This window comes from Buttiauxella sp. B2, from assembly GCF_006376615.1.
Lineage (GTDB): Bacteria > Pseudomonadota > Gammaproteobacteria > Enterobacterales > Enterobacteriaceae > Buttiauxella.
Map to the genome: position 1 here is coordinate 169322 of NZ_VEXQ01000003.1, position 16519 is coordinate 185840.

18 protein-coding genes are annotated in these 16519 nt (G+C 49.9%); 8 read left to right on the plus strand and 10 right to left on the minus strand.

Features of this window, described 5'->3' with window-relative positions; all coding sequences use genetic code 11:
* Window positions 1-39 precede the first annotated feature (39 nt).
* The 5 genes from potG to rlmC are packed head-to-tail and all read left to right on the plus strand — an operon-like array spanning window position 40 to window position 4712.
* Window positions 40-1173 (plus strand): putrescine ABC transporter ATP-binding subunit PotG, encoded by a 1134-nt coding sequence (gene potG, locus FH968_RS05785; protein WP_139878195.1) that lies wholly within the window; start codon window positions 40-42, stop codon window positions 1171-1173.
* Between the two features lie 9 nt (window positions 1174-1182).
* A complete protein-coding gene (potH, locus tag FH968_RS05790) occupies window positions 1183-2136 on the plus strand; it encodes a putrescine ABC transporter permease PotH (RefSeq protein WP_139878196.1) in 954 nt (317 codons plus the stop codon).
* Complete coding sequence (gene potI, locus FH968_RS05795; RefSeq protein ID WP_139878197.1) at window positions 2133-2978, plus strand: putrescine ABC transporter permease PotI; 846 nt, start codon at window positions 2133-2135, stop codon at window positions 2976-2978. The genes potH and potI overlap by 4 nt, the downstream gene beginning before the upstream one ends.
* Window positions 2979-2999: 21 nt before the next feature.
* Window positions 3000-3533 carry a YbjO family protein gene (locus tag FH968_RS05800; protein ID WP_139878198.1) on the plus strand — a complete coding sequence of 178 codons (534 nt, stop codon included), beginning with the start codon at window positions 3000-3002 and terminating at the stop codon, window positions 3531-3533.
* A 45-nt stretch (window positions 3534-3578) separates the two neighbouring features.
* The gene (rlmC, locus tag FH968_RS05805) at window positions 3579-4712 is read left to right on the plus strand and encodes a 23S rRNA (uracil(747)-C(5))-methyltransferase RlmC (protein WP_139878199.1); all 1134 of its coding nucleotides are present in this window, start codon (window positions 3579-3581) and stop codon (window positions 4710-4712) included.
* A gap of 86 nt (window positions 4713-4798) precedes the next feature.
* Here the strand turns inward: rlmC and artJ (FH968_RS05810) are convergent, their stop codons facing one another.
* The 6 genes from artJ (FH968_RS05810) to FH968_RS05835 form a co-directional block, all read right to left on the minus strand.
* Window positions 4799-5530, minus strand: coding sequence for an arginine ABC transporter substrate-binding protein ArtJ (gene artJ / locus FH968_RS05810; RefSeq protein ID WP_139878200.1), 732 nt, complete (start codon window positions 5528-5530; stop codon window positions 4799-4801).
* Between the two features lie 163 nt (window positions 5531-5693).
* On the minus strand, window positions 5694-6362 hold the full coding sequence (artM, locus tag FH968_RS05815) for an arginine ABC transporter permease ArtM (RefSeq protein ID WP_139878201.1): 669 nt from the start codon (window positions 6360-6362) through the stop codon (window positions 5694-5696).
* On the minus strand, window positions 6362-7078 hold the full coding sequence (artQ, locus tag FH968_RS05820; protein ID WP_139878202.1) for an arginine ABC transporter permease ArtQ: 717 nt from the start codon (window positions 7076-7078) through the stop codon (window positions 6362-6364). Before artQ ends, artM begins: the two co-directional genes overlap by 1 nt.
* A 5-nt stretch (window positions 7079-7083) precedes the next feature.
* Window positions 7084-7815, minus strand: coding sequence for an arginine ABC transporter substrate-binding protein (gene artJ, locus FH968_RS05825; protein ID WP_139878203.1), 732 nt, complete (start codon window positions 7813-7815; stop codon window positions 7084-7086).
* Between the two features lie 19 nt (window positions 7816-7834).
* Window positions 7835-8563: an arginine ABC transporter ATP-binding protein ArtP gene (artP, locus tag FH968_RS05830; protein WP_115631865.1), complete on the minus strand. Its 729-nt coding sequence runs from the start codon at window positions 8561-8563 to the stop codon at window positions 7835-7837.
* Between the two features lie 222 nt (window positions 8564-8785).
* Complete coding sequence (locus FH968_RS05835) at window positions 8786-9313, minus strand: lipoprotein (RefSeq protein WP_139878204.1); 528 nt, start codon at window positions 9311-9313, stop codon at window positions 8786-8788.
* A gap of 108 nt (window positions 9314-9421) precedes the next feature.
* Here FH968_RS05835 and FH968_RS05840 point away from each other — a divergent pair, with 108 nt between their 5' ends.
* Together FH968_RS05840 and FH968_RS05845 are read left to right on the plus strand one after the other, a co-directional pair.
* On the plus strand, window positions 9422-9745 hold the full coding sequence (locus tag FH968_RS05840; protein WP_139878205.1) for a heavy metal-binding domain-containing protein: 324 nt from the start codon (window positions 9422-9424) through the stop codon (window positions 9743-9745).
* Entirely contained in the window at window positions 9742-10572 is an 831-nt protein-coding gene (locus FH968_RS05845; protein WP_139878206.1) for an N-acetylmuramoyl-L-alanine amidase, read from the plus strand. Before FH968_RS05840 ends, FH968_RS05845 begins: the two co-directional genes overlap by 4 nt.
* On the opposite strand, the gene FH968_RS05850 is transcribed toward FH968_RS05845, so the two are convergent.
* The 4 genes from FH968_RS05850 to poxB all read right to left on the minus strand — a co-directional run bounded on the left by FH968_RS05850 (window position 10573) and on the right by poxB (window position 15899).
* Window positions 10573-11580 carry an NAD(P)-dependent oxidoreductase gene (locus FH968_RS05850; RefSeq protein ID WP_139878347.1) on the minus strand — a complete coding sequence of 336 codons (1008 nt, stop codon included), beginning with the start codon at window positions 11578-11580 and terminating at the stop codon, window positions 10573-10575.
* A gap of 92 nt (window positions 11581-11672) precedes the next feature.
* Window positions 11673-13121, minus strand: coding sequence for an SDR family oxidoreductase (locus FH968_RS05855; protein WP_139878207.1), 1449 nt, complete (start codon window positions 13119-13121; stop codon window positions 11673-11675).
* A 17-nt stretch (window positions 13122-13138) separates the two neighbouring features.
* Complete coding sequence (gene ltaE, locus FH968_RS05860) at window positions 13139-14140, minus strand: low-specificity L-threonine aldolase (protein WP_139878208.1); 1002 nt, start codon at window positions 14138-14140, stop codon at window positions 13139-13141.
* Between the two features lie 37 nt (window positions 14141-14177).
* Window positions 14178-15899: a ubiquinone-dependent pyruvate dehydrogenase gene (gene poxB / locus FH968_RS05865; RefSeq protein WP_139878209.1), complete on the minus strand. Its 1722-nt coding sequence runs from the start codon at window positions 15897-15899 to the stop codon at window positions 14178-14180.
* A 151-nt stretch (window positions 15900-16050) separates the two neighbouring features.
* Here poxB and FH968_RS05870 point away from each other — a divergent pair, with 151 nt between their 5' ends.
* Window positions 16051-16485 (plus strand): DoxX family protein, encoded by a 435-nt coding sequence (locus FH968_RS05870; protein WP_139878210.1) that lies wholly within the window; start codon window positions 16051-16053, stop codon window positions 16483-16485.
* Window positions 16486-16519: the final 34 nt, after the last annotated feature.

Sequence of the window (16519 nt, forward strand, 5' to 3'; positions counted from 1 at the left end):
TCGTACCATTTTCTTTGCTTTTGCCGGAGAGCAACATAATTGAACGACGCAACTCCTCGTCCGCAAGCGAAAACTCGTAAAGCGCTTACCCCGCTGCTTGAAGTTCGCAACCTCACCAAGTCCTTTGACGGGCAACATGCCGTTGATGATGTCAATCTGACTATTTATAAAGGCGAAATTTTTGCGCTGCTCGGGCCATCCGGCTGTGGTAAATCAACGTTGCTACGCATGTTGGCGGGTTTTGAACAGCCGAGCGCAGGACAAATCGTGCTTGATGGTGTCGACTTGTCACATGTGCCGCCGTATCAGCGCCCGATTAATATGATGTTCCAGTCGTATGCGCTTTTCCCACACATGACGGTGGAGCAGAACATTGCGTTTGGACTCAAGCAAGATAAATTGCCGAAAAATGAAATCACTCAGCGTGTACAGGAAATGCTGACGTTGGTTCATATGCAGGAGTATGCCAGGCGTAAACCGCACCAGCTTTCAGGTGGGCAACGTCAGCGCGTGGCACTTGCTCGTAGTTTGGCAAAGCGACCTAAGTTGTTGTTGCTTGATGAACCAATGGGCGCGCTGGATAAAAAATTGCGTGACCGTATGCAGCTCGAAGTGGTCGATATTCTGGAGCGAGTGGGTGCGACTTGCGTGATGGTGACGCATGACCAGGAAGAAGCGATGACCATGGCGGGGCGTATTGCCATCATGAATCGCGGCAAGTTCGAACAAATTGGCGAGCCGGAGGAAGTCTACGAACATCCAGCGACGCGCTATAGCGCTGAATTTATCGGCTCAGTAAACGTCTTTGAAGGTTTGCTAAAAGATCGCCAGGAAGATGGCCTGGTGATTGATAGCCCAGGGCTTGTGCATTTACTCAAAGTTGATCCGGATGTTTCCGTTGTCGATGGTGTTCCGGTATATGTCGCGCTTCGCCCGGAAAAAGTGATGCTGTGTGACGAGCCGCCTGCTGACGGCTACAACTTCGCGGTCGGAGAAGTGGTGCACATTGCCTATCTTGGCGACCTGTCGATTTATCACGTACGCCTGAAAAGCGGCCAGATGATCAGTGCACAGTTGCAAAACGAACACCGTAATCGGAAGGGGATGCCGACATGGGGTGACGAAGTTCGTCTGTGTTGGGATGCTGAAAGTTGTGTGGTTCTCACGGTTTAAGGGGGCGAAATGAGCACGATTACTGAACGCCCGGCCGAGCCACCGGCAAGCGGTTTAAAATTGTGGCTGGCGAAAACGCAAATGCGCCATGGTCGCAAGTTGGTCATTGCATTGCCGTATCTCTGGCTGATTTTGCTGTTCATGCTACCGTTTTTGATTGTTTTTAAGATAAGTTTTGCAGAAATAGCACGATCCATTCCGCCTTATACCGATCTGATCACCTGGGCTGACGATCAGATTTCGTTGGCGCTGAATCTGGCGAACTATCTTCAGTTAACCGACGATCCGTTATACGCGGAAGCCTATTTGCAGTCACTGCAAGTTGCCGGGATTTCTACCATTTGCTGTTTGCTGCTGGGATATCCGTTGGCATGGGCGGTGGCGCACAGTAAATCATCAACGCGTAACATTCTGTTGTTACTGGTGATTCTACCGTCATGGACATCATTTTTGATTCGCGTCTATGCGTGGATGGGAATACTGAAAAACAACGGCGTACTGAACAACGTATTGATGTGGCTGGGCGTTATCGACCAACCACTGGTGATTCTGCATACCAATCTCGCCGTTTACATCGGGATTGTTTATGCCTATCTGCCATTTATGGTGTTGCCGATTTATACCGCATTGACGCGACTCGATTACTCGCTAGTGGAAGCGTCTTTAGACTTGGGTGCTCGCCCGTTGAAAACCTTCTTCAGCGTTATTGTGCCATTAACCAAAGGCGGCATTATCGCCGGTTCGATGCTGGTCTTTATTCCGGCGGTGGGCGAGTTTGTTATCCCTGAACTTCTTGGCGGACCAGACAGCATTATGATTGGCCGCGTGTTGTGGCAGGAATTCTTTAATAACCGCGATTGGCCGGTTGCGTCCGCAGTGGCGATAACCATGCTCATTCTGCTGATTGTGCCGATTATGTGGTTCCATAAATATCAGAATAAAGCTGCGGAGGACCACTCATGAACAATTTACCAGTAGTACGTTCACCGTGGCGTATTCTGATTTTGGTGATTGGCTTCACCTTCCTTTACGCACCTATGCTGATGCTGGTTATCTATTCATTTAACAGCTCAAAATTGGTTACTGTTTGGGCGGGATGGTCGACGCGCTGGTATGTCGAGTTATTCCAGGACTCCGCAATGATGAGCGCCGTGGGACTCAGCTTAACTATTGCGGCAGCGGCGGCGACTGCGGCGGTGATCCTCGGGACTATCGCGGCGGTAGTCATGGTGCGTTTTGGTAAGTTCCGAGGTTCAACGGGATTTGCTTTTATGCTCACCGCACCGTTAGTTATGCCTGATGTCATCACTGGTCTTTCGCTGCTATTGCTGTTTGTGGCCTTAGGGCATGCCATTGGTTGGCCAAGCGATCGCGGCATGTTGACGATATGGCTTGCGCACGTCACATTCTGTACTGCATATGTCTCGGTGGTCATCAGTTCGCGTTTAAGAGAACTAGATCATTCAATTGAAGAGGCGGCAATGGATTTAGGTGCGACTCCGTTGAAGGTTTTCTTCGTGATAACCGTTCCGATGATTGCTCCGGCGATTATCTCTGGCTGGCTGTTAGCATTTACGTTATCGCTCGACGATTTGGTTATTGCGAGCTTTGTCTCAGGGCCAGGTGCAACGACATTACCGATGCTGGTATTCTCAAGTGTAAGAATGGGGGTTAATCCTGAAATTAACGCGCTGGCGTCTATAATTTTGGGAGTCGTGGGTGTGATTGGCTTGATAGCCTGGTGGTTTATGGCTCGAGCTGAAAAACAGCGTCTGCGCGATATCCAGCGAGCAAGGCGCGTATAGCCTAACTACTTAAAATTTGTAATGATATGCCCCACAGTGCCGCGCCCGACGCGGCACTGTATCGTATGGAACACGAGGTTTGCAGAAATTTTTAGGAAACGAAGTCAAACACAAGCTAAATTGAACGCGCCCACATTAGTGCTGGTGGCGGCAATTGCTATTCTCACTACGCGCATGCTCGATCTCATGTTGCTTTTAAACATGCTCGGTGTCCGTGGGGTTATTGATTTTGTTCATCGCAGTGTACAAACCTGGAGCCTGACGCTGATTTTCCTTGGCAGTCTGGTCATGCTGTGTGTCGAATTACGTTGCGCGTTTGTCATTATGAAAGGGCGAAATTGGGGGCGCTGGGTATTTCTCACCACACAGATTATTGCAGTAGGTTATTTATGGGCGGCATCCCTTGGCTGGGGGTATCCGGAACTTTTCAGCATCCCCGGCGAGTCAAAACGTGAGATTTTTCGTTCGTTAATGACCCAAAAACTGCCCGACTTATTGGTTCTATTTTTGTTATTCGTCCCTTCGCGCAGTCGGCTTTTTTTTAAACTTCAATAACTGAGTAGTGCTACAATCTGCGCCCCAGGTTTTCAGGATTTAATTATGCATTGCGCGCTATATCAGGCTAATCGCTGTCGTTCTTGTCAGTGGATTGAACAGCCGATTTCCGAACAGCTCAACACCAAAATGAATGAACTTCAGCAATTGCTGAAGGGTATTGCGGTGCAAGACTGGCGCGTGCCGATAAGCGGCCCTGAACAAGCGTTTCGCAACAAAGCCAAGATGGTTGCCAGCGGCAGCGTAGAAAAACCGTTGCTGGGGATGCTGCATCGCGATGGTACACCTGAAGATTTAACCGAATGTCCGCTATATCCAGCATCATTTCAGGCAGTATTTGCCACACTGAAACCTTTTATTGCCCGCGCAGGCCTGACGCCCTACAACGTGGCGCGCAAACGTGGTGAACTGAAATACCTGCTGTTGACGGAAAGTAGGTTTGATGGTGACATGATGCTGCGCTTTGTCCTGCGCTCAGAAGCCAAACTGGAACAGTTGCGAACAGCATTGCCCTGGTTGCAACAACAACTTCCGCAGTTAAAAGTGATTTCTGCCAACATCCAGCCTGTGCATATGGCAATTATGGAAGGCGAGCATGAAATCCACCTTACCGAACAGCATGCGCTCGAAGAACAGTTCAATGGCGTACCGTTATATATCCGGCCACAAAGTTTTTTCCAGACCAACCCAACGGTTGCCGCTTCTTTGTATGCGACAGCGCGAGAGTGGGTCGGTGAATTACCGGTCAAACATATGTGGGATTTATTCTGCGGAGTTGGTGGATTTGGGCTGCATTGCGCGACTCCGGACATGAAACTGACCGGGATAGAAATCGCACCAGAAGCGATTGCCTGCGCACGGCAATCAGCGGAAAAACTCGGGTTAACGAATATTCACTTTCAGGCGTTGGATTCCACAAAATTTGCCACTGAACAACAAGATGTGCCCGACCTCGTGCTGGTGAATCCACCACGGCGGGGGATTGGCCAGGCGTTGTGTTACTTCCTCAATAATATGGCACCGAAGTACATCATCTATTCAAGCTGTAACGCGCAGACCATGGCGCGGGATATTGCTTCGCTGGCGGAATATCGGGTCGCAAGAGTTCAGTTATTCGATATGTTCCCGCACACGGCACATTACGAGGTGTTGGCGCTGTTGGTGAAAGTTACAGATTAACGTGGTGGATGTCGCTGGTCGCTAATCCACCCTGCAAAACACCTGTCTTTTAGTAGGTCTGCGGCATTCGACCTACGCTATTACTTTTACTGCGGGAACCACTGCTCGCTAATTTTCTGATAAGTCCCGTCAGCTTTAATCGCGGCCAGAGCGGTATTCAGTTTGGCTAACAGCGCCTGATTATCAGGACGGACAGCAATGCCAAGACCTGTGCCGAAGTATTGTGCGTCGGTAACGTGCTCACCAACGGTACCCAGCTGTGGATTGGTTTTCAGCCACTCATTGACCACTGCGGTATCGCCAAATACCCCATCAATACGGCCATTTTTCAGGTCGATAATTGCATTCTGATAGCTATCGTAAGAGACGGTTTTAATTTCCGGATGTTTATCCTGGAGATATTTCTGGTGCGTGGTGCCATTCTCCATGCCGATACGTTTACCTTTCAATTCATCAAAAGATTTGAACGCACCTTTTTTAGCAATGACGACCGCTGAGTTGGCGTAATACGGTGTGGTGAAGGAAACCTGCTTGCTACGTTCCGGCGTAATATCCATACCTGAAATCACCGCATCATATTTCCGGAACTTAAGCGATGGGATAAGGCTGTCAAAGGCATGGTTAGTGAATGTGCATTCTGCTTGCATTTGTTTGCATAAAGCTTTTGCCAGGTCGATATCAAAACCGACGATTTGATTGTTGGCATCAAGTGATTCAAATGGCGGATAAGTGGCCGAAGAACCAAAGTTGATTTTGTCGGCTGCAGCCACGTTGAATGCGGCTGTAGCGAACATGGCGGCCAAAATAAACTTCTTCATGTGTGTAGCTCCCGTCTGTCATGTTTTATTGTTTTCACCGTTTCCCGGCATTAAAAAATCATGCCAGCAAATGAATTTATATGCAAATAAAACGTATAATTATATTTTTCGAGGCGTAAAAAAAGCGGGGGATCCCCGCTTTTCTTGACTGAATGGTTACCGATTAATTGCGGCGTTCAAATGCCAGAGCTCGGCGTTCTATCACGCGCATTAACAGGGTTAATAATCCGTTTACTACCAGATAAACCAGGCCTGCGGCGCCAAACACCATCACATCGTAGGTGCGGCCATACAGCAATTGCCCGTGACCCATCACTTCCATCAGCGTAATGGTGTACGCCAGAGAGGTACTTTTAAACACCAGCACCACTTCATTCGAGTAAGAAGAAAGGGCACGTTTAAATGCATAAGGCAGCAAAATAGCGAGGGTATCTTTCTTGCTCATTCCTAATGCGCCACACGACTGCCACTGGCCATCAGGAATGGCGCGAATGGCACCGTAAAACAGTTGAGTGGTGTAGGCCGCACTGTTCAACGATAACGCAATCAATGCACATAACCATGGCTCGGAAAGCAGGTGCCATAATACCGGGTAGTTCTGAATAGACGGAAACTGACCTGGGCCGTAGTAAATCAGGAAGATTTGCACCAGCAAAGGCGTACCGGTAAACAGGGTGATATAGACGCGGACAATGTGGACCAGTACCGGTGTTTTCAGCGTCAAAACGATGGTGAAAAACAGCGATAAAATCAACGCGACTACAATCGATGCCGCGGTGAGAGTCAGGCTAGTGTGCAAGCCTTTCAACAATTCCGGTAAATACTCAAGCATCAGCCGGGTCTCCGTTCAAAACGTGTCGCTCGTTGGTCAATGCGTTTAAGAACGTACTGGCTGATGAGGGTGATCACGAGGTAGATCGCGGCAGCAACCACATACCAGGTAAACGGCTCTTGGGTACGGGTGGCGATACTCTTAGTTTGTAACATCAAATCGTTCACGCTAATCAGCGACACCAGCGCGGTGTCTTTCAGCAATACCAACCACTGATTACCTAAACCTGGCAACGCATGGCGCCACATCTGCGGCATGATCAGACGGAAGAAAATCGCTGCTTTCGACATGCCTAAGGCCTGGCCGGATTCCCACTGGCCAATAGGCACAGCTTTAAGTGCACCACGCAACGTTTGCGAGGCATAAGCCGAGTAGAGCAGGGAAAGCGCAATAACACCGCACAGGAACGGGCTGACATCGAAATTCTCAATTTGTAACTGGAGAGGGATTTGCGCAAAACCGAGGTTGAGTACAAAACCATCTGAGAGGATCAGCAGTAACTGCGAGGAGCCGAAATAAATAAACAGCACCACCAGAATTTCAGGTAGGCCACGTAGTACCGTAACCAAAGCTGAGCCCAGCCAGGCTATCGGACGCCACTTCGCGGACTCCCATACGGCAAAAATCATCGCCAGAGCCAGGCCGATGATCAGCGCACAAACGGCAAGGCCGACGGTCATCCCGGCGGCGCTCGCTAAAGTAAACATTTCGTTCATTCAGATTACTTCTGGAACCATTTTTCGTAGATGGATTTGTACGTACCATCTTGCTTTACTTTTTCCAGCGCAGTGTTGAACTTCGCCTGCAAGTCAGTGTTGCCCTGACGAACAGCGATGCCCAAGCCTGTACCGAAGTAGTCTTTATCCGTTACTTTATCGCCGATAGCGGCAAGTTTAGGATCGGCTTTCAGCCATTCGGTAACCACAGCCGTGTCACCAAATACCGCGTCAATACGGCCGCTTTCCATATCCAGCTTGGCATTCATGTAGCTGTCGTAAGGAACAGTGGTGATTTCCGGATGTTTATCCATGATGAATTTCTGATGCGTGGAACCGTTCTGCATACCCACTTTTTTTCCTTTCAGCGCATTGATATCAGCAATTTTTCCTTTCTGGCCGACAAACAGCGCAGAGTTTTCATAATACGGGCTGCTGAACAGTACCTGCTTTTCACGCTCAGGGGTGATATCCATACCAGAGATAACTGCGTCGATACGGCGGAATTTCAGGCTTGGGATCAGGCTATCAAATGCCTGGTTGCTGAAAGTACAGGTCGCATCAATCTCTTTACACAGTGCGTTCGCCAAATCGACATCGAAACCAACAATTTTGTTGCTGGCATCCATAGATTCAAACGGAGGATAAGATGCTTCCATAGCAAAACGAATAGTTTGTGCAGCCGTCGCGGAAAGGCTCAGGCTGGCTAATAGTGTGGCAAGCAGAACTTTTTTCATGATTATTTTCCCGGATACATCAGTGTGACAGATAGAATTTAAACGCTTCGGTCTGCGGTTTTGCGAAGCAACTCGCATCGCCTTGTTCGACTATGTGGCCATTTTCCATATACACCACGCGGCTTGCGGTTTTACGCGCAACTTCCACTTCGTGGGTAACAATGACCTGTGTGATATTGGTTTCTGCCAATTCACGAATGATGCTGACGATTTGTGCGGTGATTTCTGGGTCCAGTGCTGCGGTTGGTTCATCAAACAGCAGGATCTGTGGTTCCATCATCAATGCACGGGCAATCGCGACGCGCTGCTGCTGGCCACCGGAAAGGTGGAGCGGATAACGGTCCATATAAGGTTTTAGGCGTAAACGCTCAAGCAGCTTGTCGGCACGCTGGCGTGCTTCATCTTTACTAATACCGAGGACGCGGCAAGGCGCTTCCATCAGGTTTTGTAGCACGGTGAGATGAGGCCAAAGATTGTATTGCTGGAATACCATACCAACGTTGCGGCGCAATTCACGAATGGCTTTATCTCCAGGCGCTTTAGCAAAGTCAAAATGATTGTCTGCAATGGTGAGTTGCCCTGAACGCGGCATCTCAAGCAGATTGAGTACGCGCAGAAGCGAGCTTTTGCCTGCGCCGCTTGGGCCCAGTAACACCAGCGTTTCGCCCTGTGGGCAACTAAGGGTGATATCGAACAGCGCCTGATGCGCGCCGTAAAAACAATTAATGCCGTTTAGTTGAATACTCATGCGCATAAGTTGAATAGCAATTGAAGCCGGAAAGGGTACCTTTAACAGAATAGTTATGCAATCTTTGTGCGTTAAAACCTAAAAATAACTATTCACATGCATTAAAAGTAGCACAATATAGCGAGGCGGGAAGGAGGTAAGAATAAATGTCGGAGATATTTAAGAAATCCAGACTATTTACAGGGTTTACCTTTCCCACCTGAGAATGTTTAAGACGATATTTTACTCTGTTTCGATCGCCTGGCGCAGACTACCTGCAGGTGCATGGCCGTTTTCGCCGAGATAACGTACGTCATCGACCGCCCAGCATTGCCCCTCACGAATCATCAGCACTTCATCTTGCCAGTTCTGGCTGCCTTTTGTGAGTTTCACACGCAGCGGAATATTACGTGCGTCAGTGTTGGGAATAGTTGACGAGGAGGCCACTTCAGCCGTGTCTACGCCATCAGCGTTGCTGGTGAACATATTGCTGCGCATAAATTCATTTTGTGCGTTGGGTGAAGTGCTGGCTTTTTGCATTTGCTGCGCCAGTGAATCACTCAAGTACGGGCGTAAGTTTGTGATCGCACTGCTCCCCTGCGTTTTATGGCTTATTTGATAATCGTAAAACTTCTGCGCCACGCTATCCGGGCCGCCTTCAATACAAGGGCCGCTGCGGGTGCCAATATCTTTAAACGCGGGAGTGACGCTGGTAGTACAGGCCGTGAGTAACAGAGCGCACGGAAGAAGAACCAAAACTGAGCTGCGCATTTTTATTTCCTTATCTTCTCAGGAGGGACTAACTTAGCATAGCGTATCGTTGTCAAAATGCGTGGCAGGCAATGCGCTAAGATATTGATACAAAGAGAGGAGAAGCTTATGCAATTTACAACTACCCCAACGCTCGAAGGGCAGGCCATCACAGAATACTGTGGCGTTGTCACTGGAGAGGCGATTCTTGGCGCCAATATTTTCCGCGATTTTTTTGCGGGCGTGCGCGATATCGTGGGTGGCCGTTCCGGCGCATACGAAAAAGAGTTACGCAAAGCACGCGAAATAGCGTTTAAAGAATTGCAGGAACAGGCGGAAGGATTAGGGGCTAACGCTGTTGTCGGTATTGATATCGACTACGAAACGGTTGGCAAAGATGGAAGCATGCTGATGGTGAGCGTCACCGGCACTGCGGTAAAAACCCGTCGATGAAAGGCCGTCTTGCCATCTTGTTAATTGCAGCGTTGCTGGCGGGTTGTGCTAGTGAGACAGGCATTGTCGATAAGGGTGATTATAAAGTTGATACGCGTCGACAGGCTCAGGCTGCTTATCCACGCGTAAAAGTGCTGGTTATTCACTACACCGCTGACGATTTCACCGGCTCGTTAGCCACTTTAACCGACCAAAATGTCAGTTCTCACTATCTGATACCCGACACGCCGCCTGTCTCTGGTGGTAAACCGGTTATCTGGCAACTGGTGCCGGAAAGTGAACTGGCCTGGCATGCTGGCGTAAGTTTTTGGCGTGGAGCCACGCGTATTAATGATACGTCGATTGGCATTGAGCTGGAAAATAAAGGCTACACCCGACAGGGCGGGGTAAAACAATTTTATCCGTTTAACGCCCCGCAAATCTCAGTGCTGGAAAAGTTAGCGAAAGAGATAATTAATCGTTATCAAATCCAGCCTCAGAACGTCGTTGCGCATGCTGATATCGCACCGCAACGTAAAGTCGATCCCGGTCCGTTATTCCCATGGCAGCAACTAGCAAAACAGGGTATTGGCGCCTGGCCTGACGCGCAAAGAGTGGCATTTTATTTGAATGGGCGTTCGCCTTATGAACCTGTCGATACGCTAAATGTACTCGATTTACTATCGCGTTATGGTTATCAGGTGACGCCGGAAATGAATACAGAGCAGCAGCAGCGGGTGATTCGTGCTTTCCAGATGCACTTCCGCCCAGCCCAATATTCTGGCGTGGCGGATGCACAAACTCAGGCTATTGCCCAGGCATTGCTTGAGAAATACGGGCAAGGATAACTAACGGTGCAGCGTACCGTGGTCTCTGAGCCAGAGTGCGGTACGCTTAATACCTTCATCCAGCGTGACTATGGGTTGATAACCCAACTCGGTTTCAGCGCGAGTAGTATCCAGCGTTAAATCAAAATTCAGTTTTGACACACCATAGTGAGTGAGCACCGGTTCTTTGGCCGACTTACTGCCAAGACGCTCCATACTGCGGGCAATCATATCCAGCATCGGATACGGCACAGAACGAATCCGGCATTTAATCTCTAACTCATCAATTAGCTTTTGCACGATAAAACGTAATGGGCGCGCTTCCATATTGGTGATGTTATATGCCCGTCCTGACGGCTGGCTTTCACATTGGGTGGCAAGCCACATTGCATGCACCGCATTTTCTATATACGTCATATCCACCATGGCCTCACCGCCGCGTGGTAACAACACGCTGCCATAGCGGCGCATCATCTGCACCAGACGTGGGAAAAAGACTTTGTCATGCGGGCCAAACAAACTTTGCGGACGCAAAATGGTGAAGCGTGTGTGCGGGTTTGATTGCGCCAATAATTGAATCACTTCTTCGCTGGCAGCTTTGCTGCGAGCAAATTCATTGGCAAAACGAACCGGACGAAAATCTTCTTTGATCTTGCGATGATGATGGTAATCGAAGTAGAGCGACGGTGAGGAAATATGCACAAAGTTGCGCACACCCCAGGCAACGGCCCATTCGCCCAGACGACGGGTGGCACGGACGTTTGCAAGATCAAATGCTTCCTGTGTTCCCCACGGAGAGGTAAAGCCCGAGCAATGCCAAAGCGTATCGACATCGGCCAGCATCACTTTGGCTTGCGAAGACACCAATTCAGTCAGGTCAGCATGAACGAACTCTGCACCCATTTTTTCCAGCAGTTTGCCCATGGCTTCATTTCGCCCGGTTGCGCGAACGCTGATGCCTTTTGCTCGCAGATATTCGACCGCGTTTCGGCCTAAACCGCTGGTGGCGCCCGTTACCAGTACCTTCATGTCGACCAACTCATGATAATTGAGATTTACGCTGCGCATTTTTCCGTGAAATGGCAGTGCTTGCAATGGGGAAAGCCAAAGATTAGGAACTCTTAACGGACTTTATGTGACAATTGTTCGGAAAGTTGGCAAATCCGGCGGGCCATGCCACGGAAAATAAACAGATGTGCGGGAATCATTACCAACCAGTAGAACAAGCCTGCGGTTCCGTGTGGATGCCACCAGGCTCGAACATCCAGCGAGCGATGCTTGCCGTGGTCGCGCAGTGTGAAGGACAGACGCCCAAGCCCAGGCGCTTTCATCCCAAACAAGAGAGTCAGCTCTTTTTGCGGCTCAACAATGATGACTTTCCAGCTATCGACTCGATCGCCAACTTCGAGCATTTCCCGTTCCGGACGGCCCTTTGGCAGCCTGTGACCGACTAAAAGGTCCATATAACCACGGGTTTGCCACAAAATATTGCCGAAGAAATAACCCTCTTTCCCGCCAATTTGATTAACCACCTGCCATAAGTCTGCCACTTCAGCAGAGGTAGTGAGTGTGCAACCTGCCTGTTTAGGGAAATAACCATAATCTGGCCGCCAACGTGCAAACGCCTGAGCGTCATAACCCCAGTCCTGTGAGTTTGCCAGCTTGTGTTCGTCTTCAAGCGTTGCTCGCACCGCATCGTCAAAAGTTAGGAGCGGTTGTGGGATCAACGCGCGTAATTCACGATCGTCAGCCAGAAGATCGTGCTTCAATCCCTGGATCAGTGCCTTAGCAATGGTGGGTGGCACGGACGTTATCATGTTGAGAAACCATACTGAGATCCAACTGGTCGGCAAGGGAATGGGTATAAGCGGCCTCTTTTTGCCACTGACAGCCATAAAGCGCTCGAATTGTTGCTGGTAGCTCAGTACTTCTGGCCCGGCGGCTTCAAATACTCGATTTTCCTGCGAAGGATGATTAAGCAATTCGGTTAAATAATGCAGCAAATTTTCCAGCGCAATGGGTGTGGTGCGCGAACGAACCCAGCGCGGAGGCGTGAGTACCGGCAAGTTATAAACCATATCGCGCATCACTTCGAAGGCGGCTGAGCCGGCGCCGACAATAATGCCAGCACGGATCTCTGTCACCGGAACGCCTGAATCACGCAAAATATCGGCTGTGAGTTGGCGTGCGCGCAAATGCTCTGAATCACCATCGCCTTCTGCGGCTTGTAGTGAGCTCAGAAAGATAAGATGTTTTACGGGATATGCGCGCAATGCATCGCGCAAATTGAGAGCGGTCTGGCGTTCATGGGCAACGAAATCTGCACCGTCGCCCATGCTATGTACCAGATAATAAAGGGTATCGACGTTTTCCAGCAGTGTGGGGAGTGTTTCTGGCCACTGTAAATCGACATGGCGACAAATGACGTCAGGCCAGGGTTGTTTCTCCAGCCACTCAACGCGCCTTGCAGCAGCAGTGACATGGTGCCCAGCTTGTGTAAGCTTAGGCACCAGATGCTGCCCGATATAGCCGCTTGCGCCGAGCACCAAAATGTTTTGTGGCTGTGTCATCGTCCTTGATCCTCAGCTTAACGCTGTAAAAATGCCTGCCAGTGGGAAACCAATTCGGCCAACTGCTGGCGGTTCACGTCAAGATGAGTCACCAAACGAGTGATTGGCCCGGCACTCATCAAAATGCCTCGCTCTTTCATGAAATTTCCGAGGCTTTCGGCTTGCTCAACCGGAACGCGAACAAACACCATATTGGTATCCTGGCGAGTGACATCGACACCAATTTCACGTAATTCCCCTGCCAGCCAATGGGCGTTGTCGTGGTCGGTTTGCAAGCGCTGCACGTTATTCTCAAGAGCATATAAACCTGCAGCCGCCAGAATGCCTGCCTGACGCATGCCACCACCGACCATTTTGCGCCAGCGAGTTGCACGCTTAATGTATTCACGGCTACCGACTAAAAGTGAACCGACAGGTGCTCCCAGGCCTTTTGAGAGACAAATCGTGAAGGTATCGCAATAGCGCACCACTTCTTCAAGCGTGCAGCCATATGCCACCACGGCATTGAAGATACGCGCACCGTCAACATGCAATGCCAGGTTATGGTTGCGGCTAAATTCCCAGGCTTGTTTGAGGTACTCGCGCGGTAATACTTTGCCGTTATGAGTGTTTTCGAGACTGAGTAATTTAGTGCGTGCAAAGTGGATATCGTCAGGTTTGATTTTCGCGGCAACTTTATCAAGCGGCAGAGAACCGTCAGGGTTGGCATCAATTGGTTGCGGTTGAATACTGCCTAATACCGCAGCACCACCGGCTTCATAGAGATAATTATGCGCAAGTTGCCCAACAATATATTCTTCGCCGCGCTCGCAATGGCTTAACAGAGCCACCAGGTTTGCCTGGGTGCCGGTAGGTAGAAATAGCGCTGCTTCTTTGCCGCTTATTTTGGCCGCGTAATCTTGCAATTCATTGACGGTAGGATCATCACCGTATACGTCATCACCAGTTGGTGCGGCCATCATACGTTTGAGCATTTCATCGCTCGGGCGGGTTACTGTGTCGCTGCGCAAATCAATCACGGTGGGTCCTTATTATTATCCACAATAAACCTCTGTTTTACCGGAACCAGTTGGTTTTCGCCAGTTCGATAACTTCATCACCACGTCCGTTGATGATGGCGCGCAACATATAGAGGCTGAACCCTTTGGCTTGTTCAAGTTTGATTTGTGGTGGGATAGCTAACTCTTCTTTGGCGACAACAACGTCTACTAGTACTGGGCCATCAATACTCAGGGCGCGTTGCAGGGCGTTATCCAGATCCGCTGCTTTTTCAACGCGAATACCGGTGATACCGCAGGCAGTGGCGATATTGGCAAAGTTAGTATCGTGTAATTCTGTGCCGTCTGTCAGGTAACCACCGGCTTTCATTTCCATTGCCACAAAACCCAGCACGCTGTTGTTGAACACCACGATTTTGATTGGCAGTTTCATTTGCACCACTGAAAGAAAATCCCCCATCAGCATGCTGAAACCGCCGTCGCCGCACATGGCAATAACCTGTCGGTCTGGTGCTGTCGCTTTTGCGCCCAGTGCTTGTGGCATGGCGTTGGCCATCGAACCGTGGGTAAAGGAACCGATCAGCCTGCGTTTGCCGTTCATTTTCAGATAGCGCGCAGCCCAGACAGTAGGTGTGCCGACGTCGCAGGTGAAAATAGCGTCTTCATCAGCATATTTACTGATTTGCTGTGCAACATATTGCGGATGGATAATTTTGCCATCGCCAGGTTGCGCCAGTTCGTCCAGGTCTTCACGCGCTTTACGGTAATTATCCAGCGCTTTATCGAGGAAGCTGCGATCAGTTTTTTCTTCCAAAAGCGGAATCAATGCCGCAAGTGTGGCTTTAATGTCCCCGACTAGCGCCATATCCACTTTGCTGTGCGCGCCGATGCTGCCAGGGTTGATATCAATTTGAATAATTTTTGCATCAGTGGGGTAGAAGGCACGATAAGGGAATTGCGTGCCGAGCAGAATCAGCGTGTCGGCGTTCATCATGGTGTGGAACCCCGATGAAAAACCAATCAGCCCAGTCATGCCAACGTCATAAGGATTATCGTACTCAACGTGTTCTTTACCGCGCAATGCGTGAACAATCGGCGCTTTAAGCTTGGCGGCAAATTGCACCAGTTCTTCATGCGCACCGGCACAACCGCTGCCGCACATCAGGGCAATGTTGTCGTGGTATCGCAGCAGCTGCGCCAGTTTTTTCAGCTCGTCGTGTGGCGGTACAACAATGGGTTGTGGAGCCGGGTACCAGTGCGTGCTGGCGGTTTCAGGCGCGGGCTTAAGCGCCACATCGCCCGGTAGCACGACGACTGAAACGCCACGGTTTAGTATCGCTTTGCGCATGGCAATCGCAAGAACCTGCGGGATTTGTTCCGGGGATGACACCAGTTCACAGTAATGGCTGCATTCGCGGAATAACTCCTCTGGATGTGTCTCCTGAAAATAGCCGCTGCCAATTTCGCTGGAGGGAATATGTGCGGCAATCGCCAGCACCGGAACACGGTTGCGATGGCAGTCGAACAGACCATTAATTAAATGGAGGTTGCCAGGCCCGCAGGAACCAGCGCACACCGCTAGTTCACCTGAAAGATGCGCTTGCGCACCTGCGGCAAAAGCGGCGACCTCTTCATGGCGCGTTGGCATCCATTGAATGGTGCCCATGCGGTTCAGGCTATCGCTTAGCCCATTGAGGGAATCGCCAGTGACACCCCAGATTCGTTTCACTCCCGCACTTTCGAGCGTTTTTGCCAGATATGCGGCTACGTTCTGTTTCATTGGTTCTCCTTGTCACATGATGGTCGAACTAATAAGCGTAGCCCAAGTCGCTGAACTGGCCGGATAATGCCCTTCTAATTCAGGGGGTATCTGTAACAGAATATTAAGTGTAAATTATTCTCGTTATCACTCAGGACGGGTTGCATTTCAAATGGTTAATAAATTGTTAAATGCAGTAAATGGTGCACTGGCAAAGGATGATTTGGGGAAGTTAATCTTGCGACTGGCCGTTGGTGGGTTAATGCTTTTTCATGGCCTACATAAATTATTTGATGGGGTTGGGCCGATTAAAGGCATGCTGGTTTCCCACGGGCTACCTGAGTTTATCGCCTATGGCGTTTTGATCGGGGAAGTTGTTGCGCCTTGTTTGGTCATTCTTGGCGTGTTGACGCGTCCTGCTGCACTTGTGCTGGCGTTTACTATGGTGGTTGCCTGGTTGCTGGTGGGAACGGATAAGACGTTTATGCTCGATAAAACAGGGACCTGGGCAATTGAAAGCCTGGTCTATTTCTTCCTGGGGGCTATTGCGGTGATGTTTTCAGGTGCGGGGCGTTATTCTCTGGCAGAAAACTCAGCCTGGCGATGAGTTTAATAGGCGGGAAATGTTGCATTCCCTGCCT

Coding starts and splice junctions, on each gene's coding strand:
- potH (WP_139878196.1), top strand. CDS start 1,183: ATGAGCACGATTACTGAACGCCCGGCCGAGCCACCGGCAAGCGGTTTA.
- potI (WP_139878197.1), top strand. CDS start 2,133: ATGAACAATTTACCAGTAGTACGTTCACCGTGGCGTATTCTGATTTTG.
- FH968_RS05800 (WP_139878198.1), top strand. CDS start 3,000: ATGATATGCCCCACAGTGCCGCGCCCGACGCGGCACTGTATCGTATGG.
- rlmC (WP_139878199.1), top strand. CDS start 3,579: ATGCATTGCGCGCTATATCAGGCTAATCGCTGTCGTTCTTGTCAGTGG.
- artJ (WP_139878200.1), bottom strand. CDS start 5,530: ATGAAGAAGTTTATTTTGGCCGCCATGTTCGCTACAGCCGCATTCAAC.
- artM (WP_139878201.1), bottom strand. CDS start 6,362: ATGCTTGAGTATTTACCGGAATTGTTGAAAGGCTTGCACACTAGCCTG.
- artQ (WP_139878202.1), bottom strand. CDS start 7,078: ATGAACGAAATGTTTACTTTAGCGAGCGCCGCCGGGATGACCGTCGGC.
- artJ (WP_139878203.1), bottom strand. CDS start 7,815: ATGAAAAAAGTTCTGCTTGCCACACTATTAGCCAGCCTGAGCCTTTCC.
- artP (WP_115631865.1), bottom strand. CDS start 8,563: ATGAGTATTCAACTAAACGGCATTAATTGTTTTTACGGCGCGCATCAG.
- FH968_RS05835 (WP_139878204.1), bottom strand. CDS start 9,313: ATGCGCAGCTCAGTTTTGGTTCTTCTTCCGTGCGCTCTGTTACTCACG.
- FH968_RS05840 (WP_139878205.1), top strand. CDS start 9,422: ATGCAATTTACAACTACCCCAACGCTCGAAGGGCAGGCCATCACAGAA.
- FH968_RS05845 (WP_139878206.1), top strand. CDS start 9,742: ATGAAAGGCCGTCTTGCCATCTTGTTAATTGCAGCGTTGCTGGCGGGT.
- FH968_RS05850 (WP_139878347.1), bottom strand. CDS start 11,580: ATGAAGGTACTGGTAACGGGCGCCACCAGCGGTTTAGGCCGAAACGCG.
- FH968_RS05855 (WP_139878207.1), bottom strand. CDS start 13,121: ATGACACAGCCACAAAACATTTTGGTGCTCGGCGCAAGCGGCTATATC.
- poxB (WP_139878209.1), bottom strand. CDS start 15,899: ATGAAACAGAACGTAGCCGCATATCTGGCAAAAACGCTCGAAAGTGCG.
- FH968_RS05870 (WP_139878210.1), top strand. CDS start 16,051: ATGGTTAATAAATTGTTAAATGCAGTAAATGGTGCACTGGCAAAGGAT.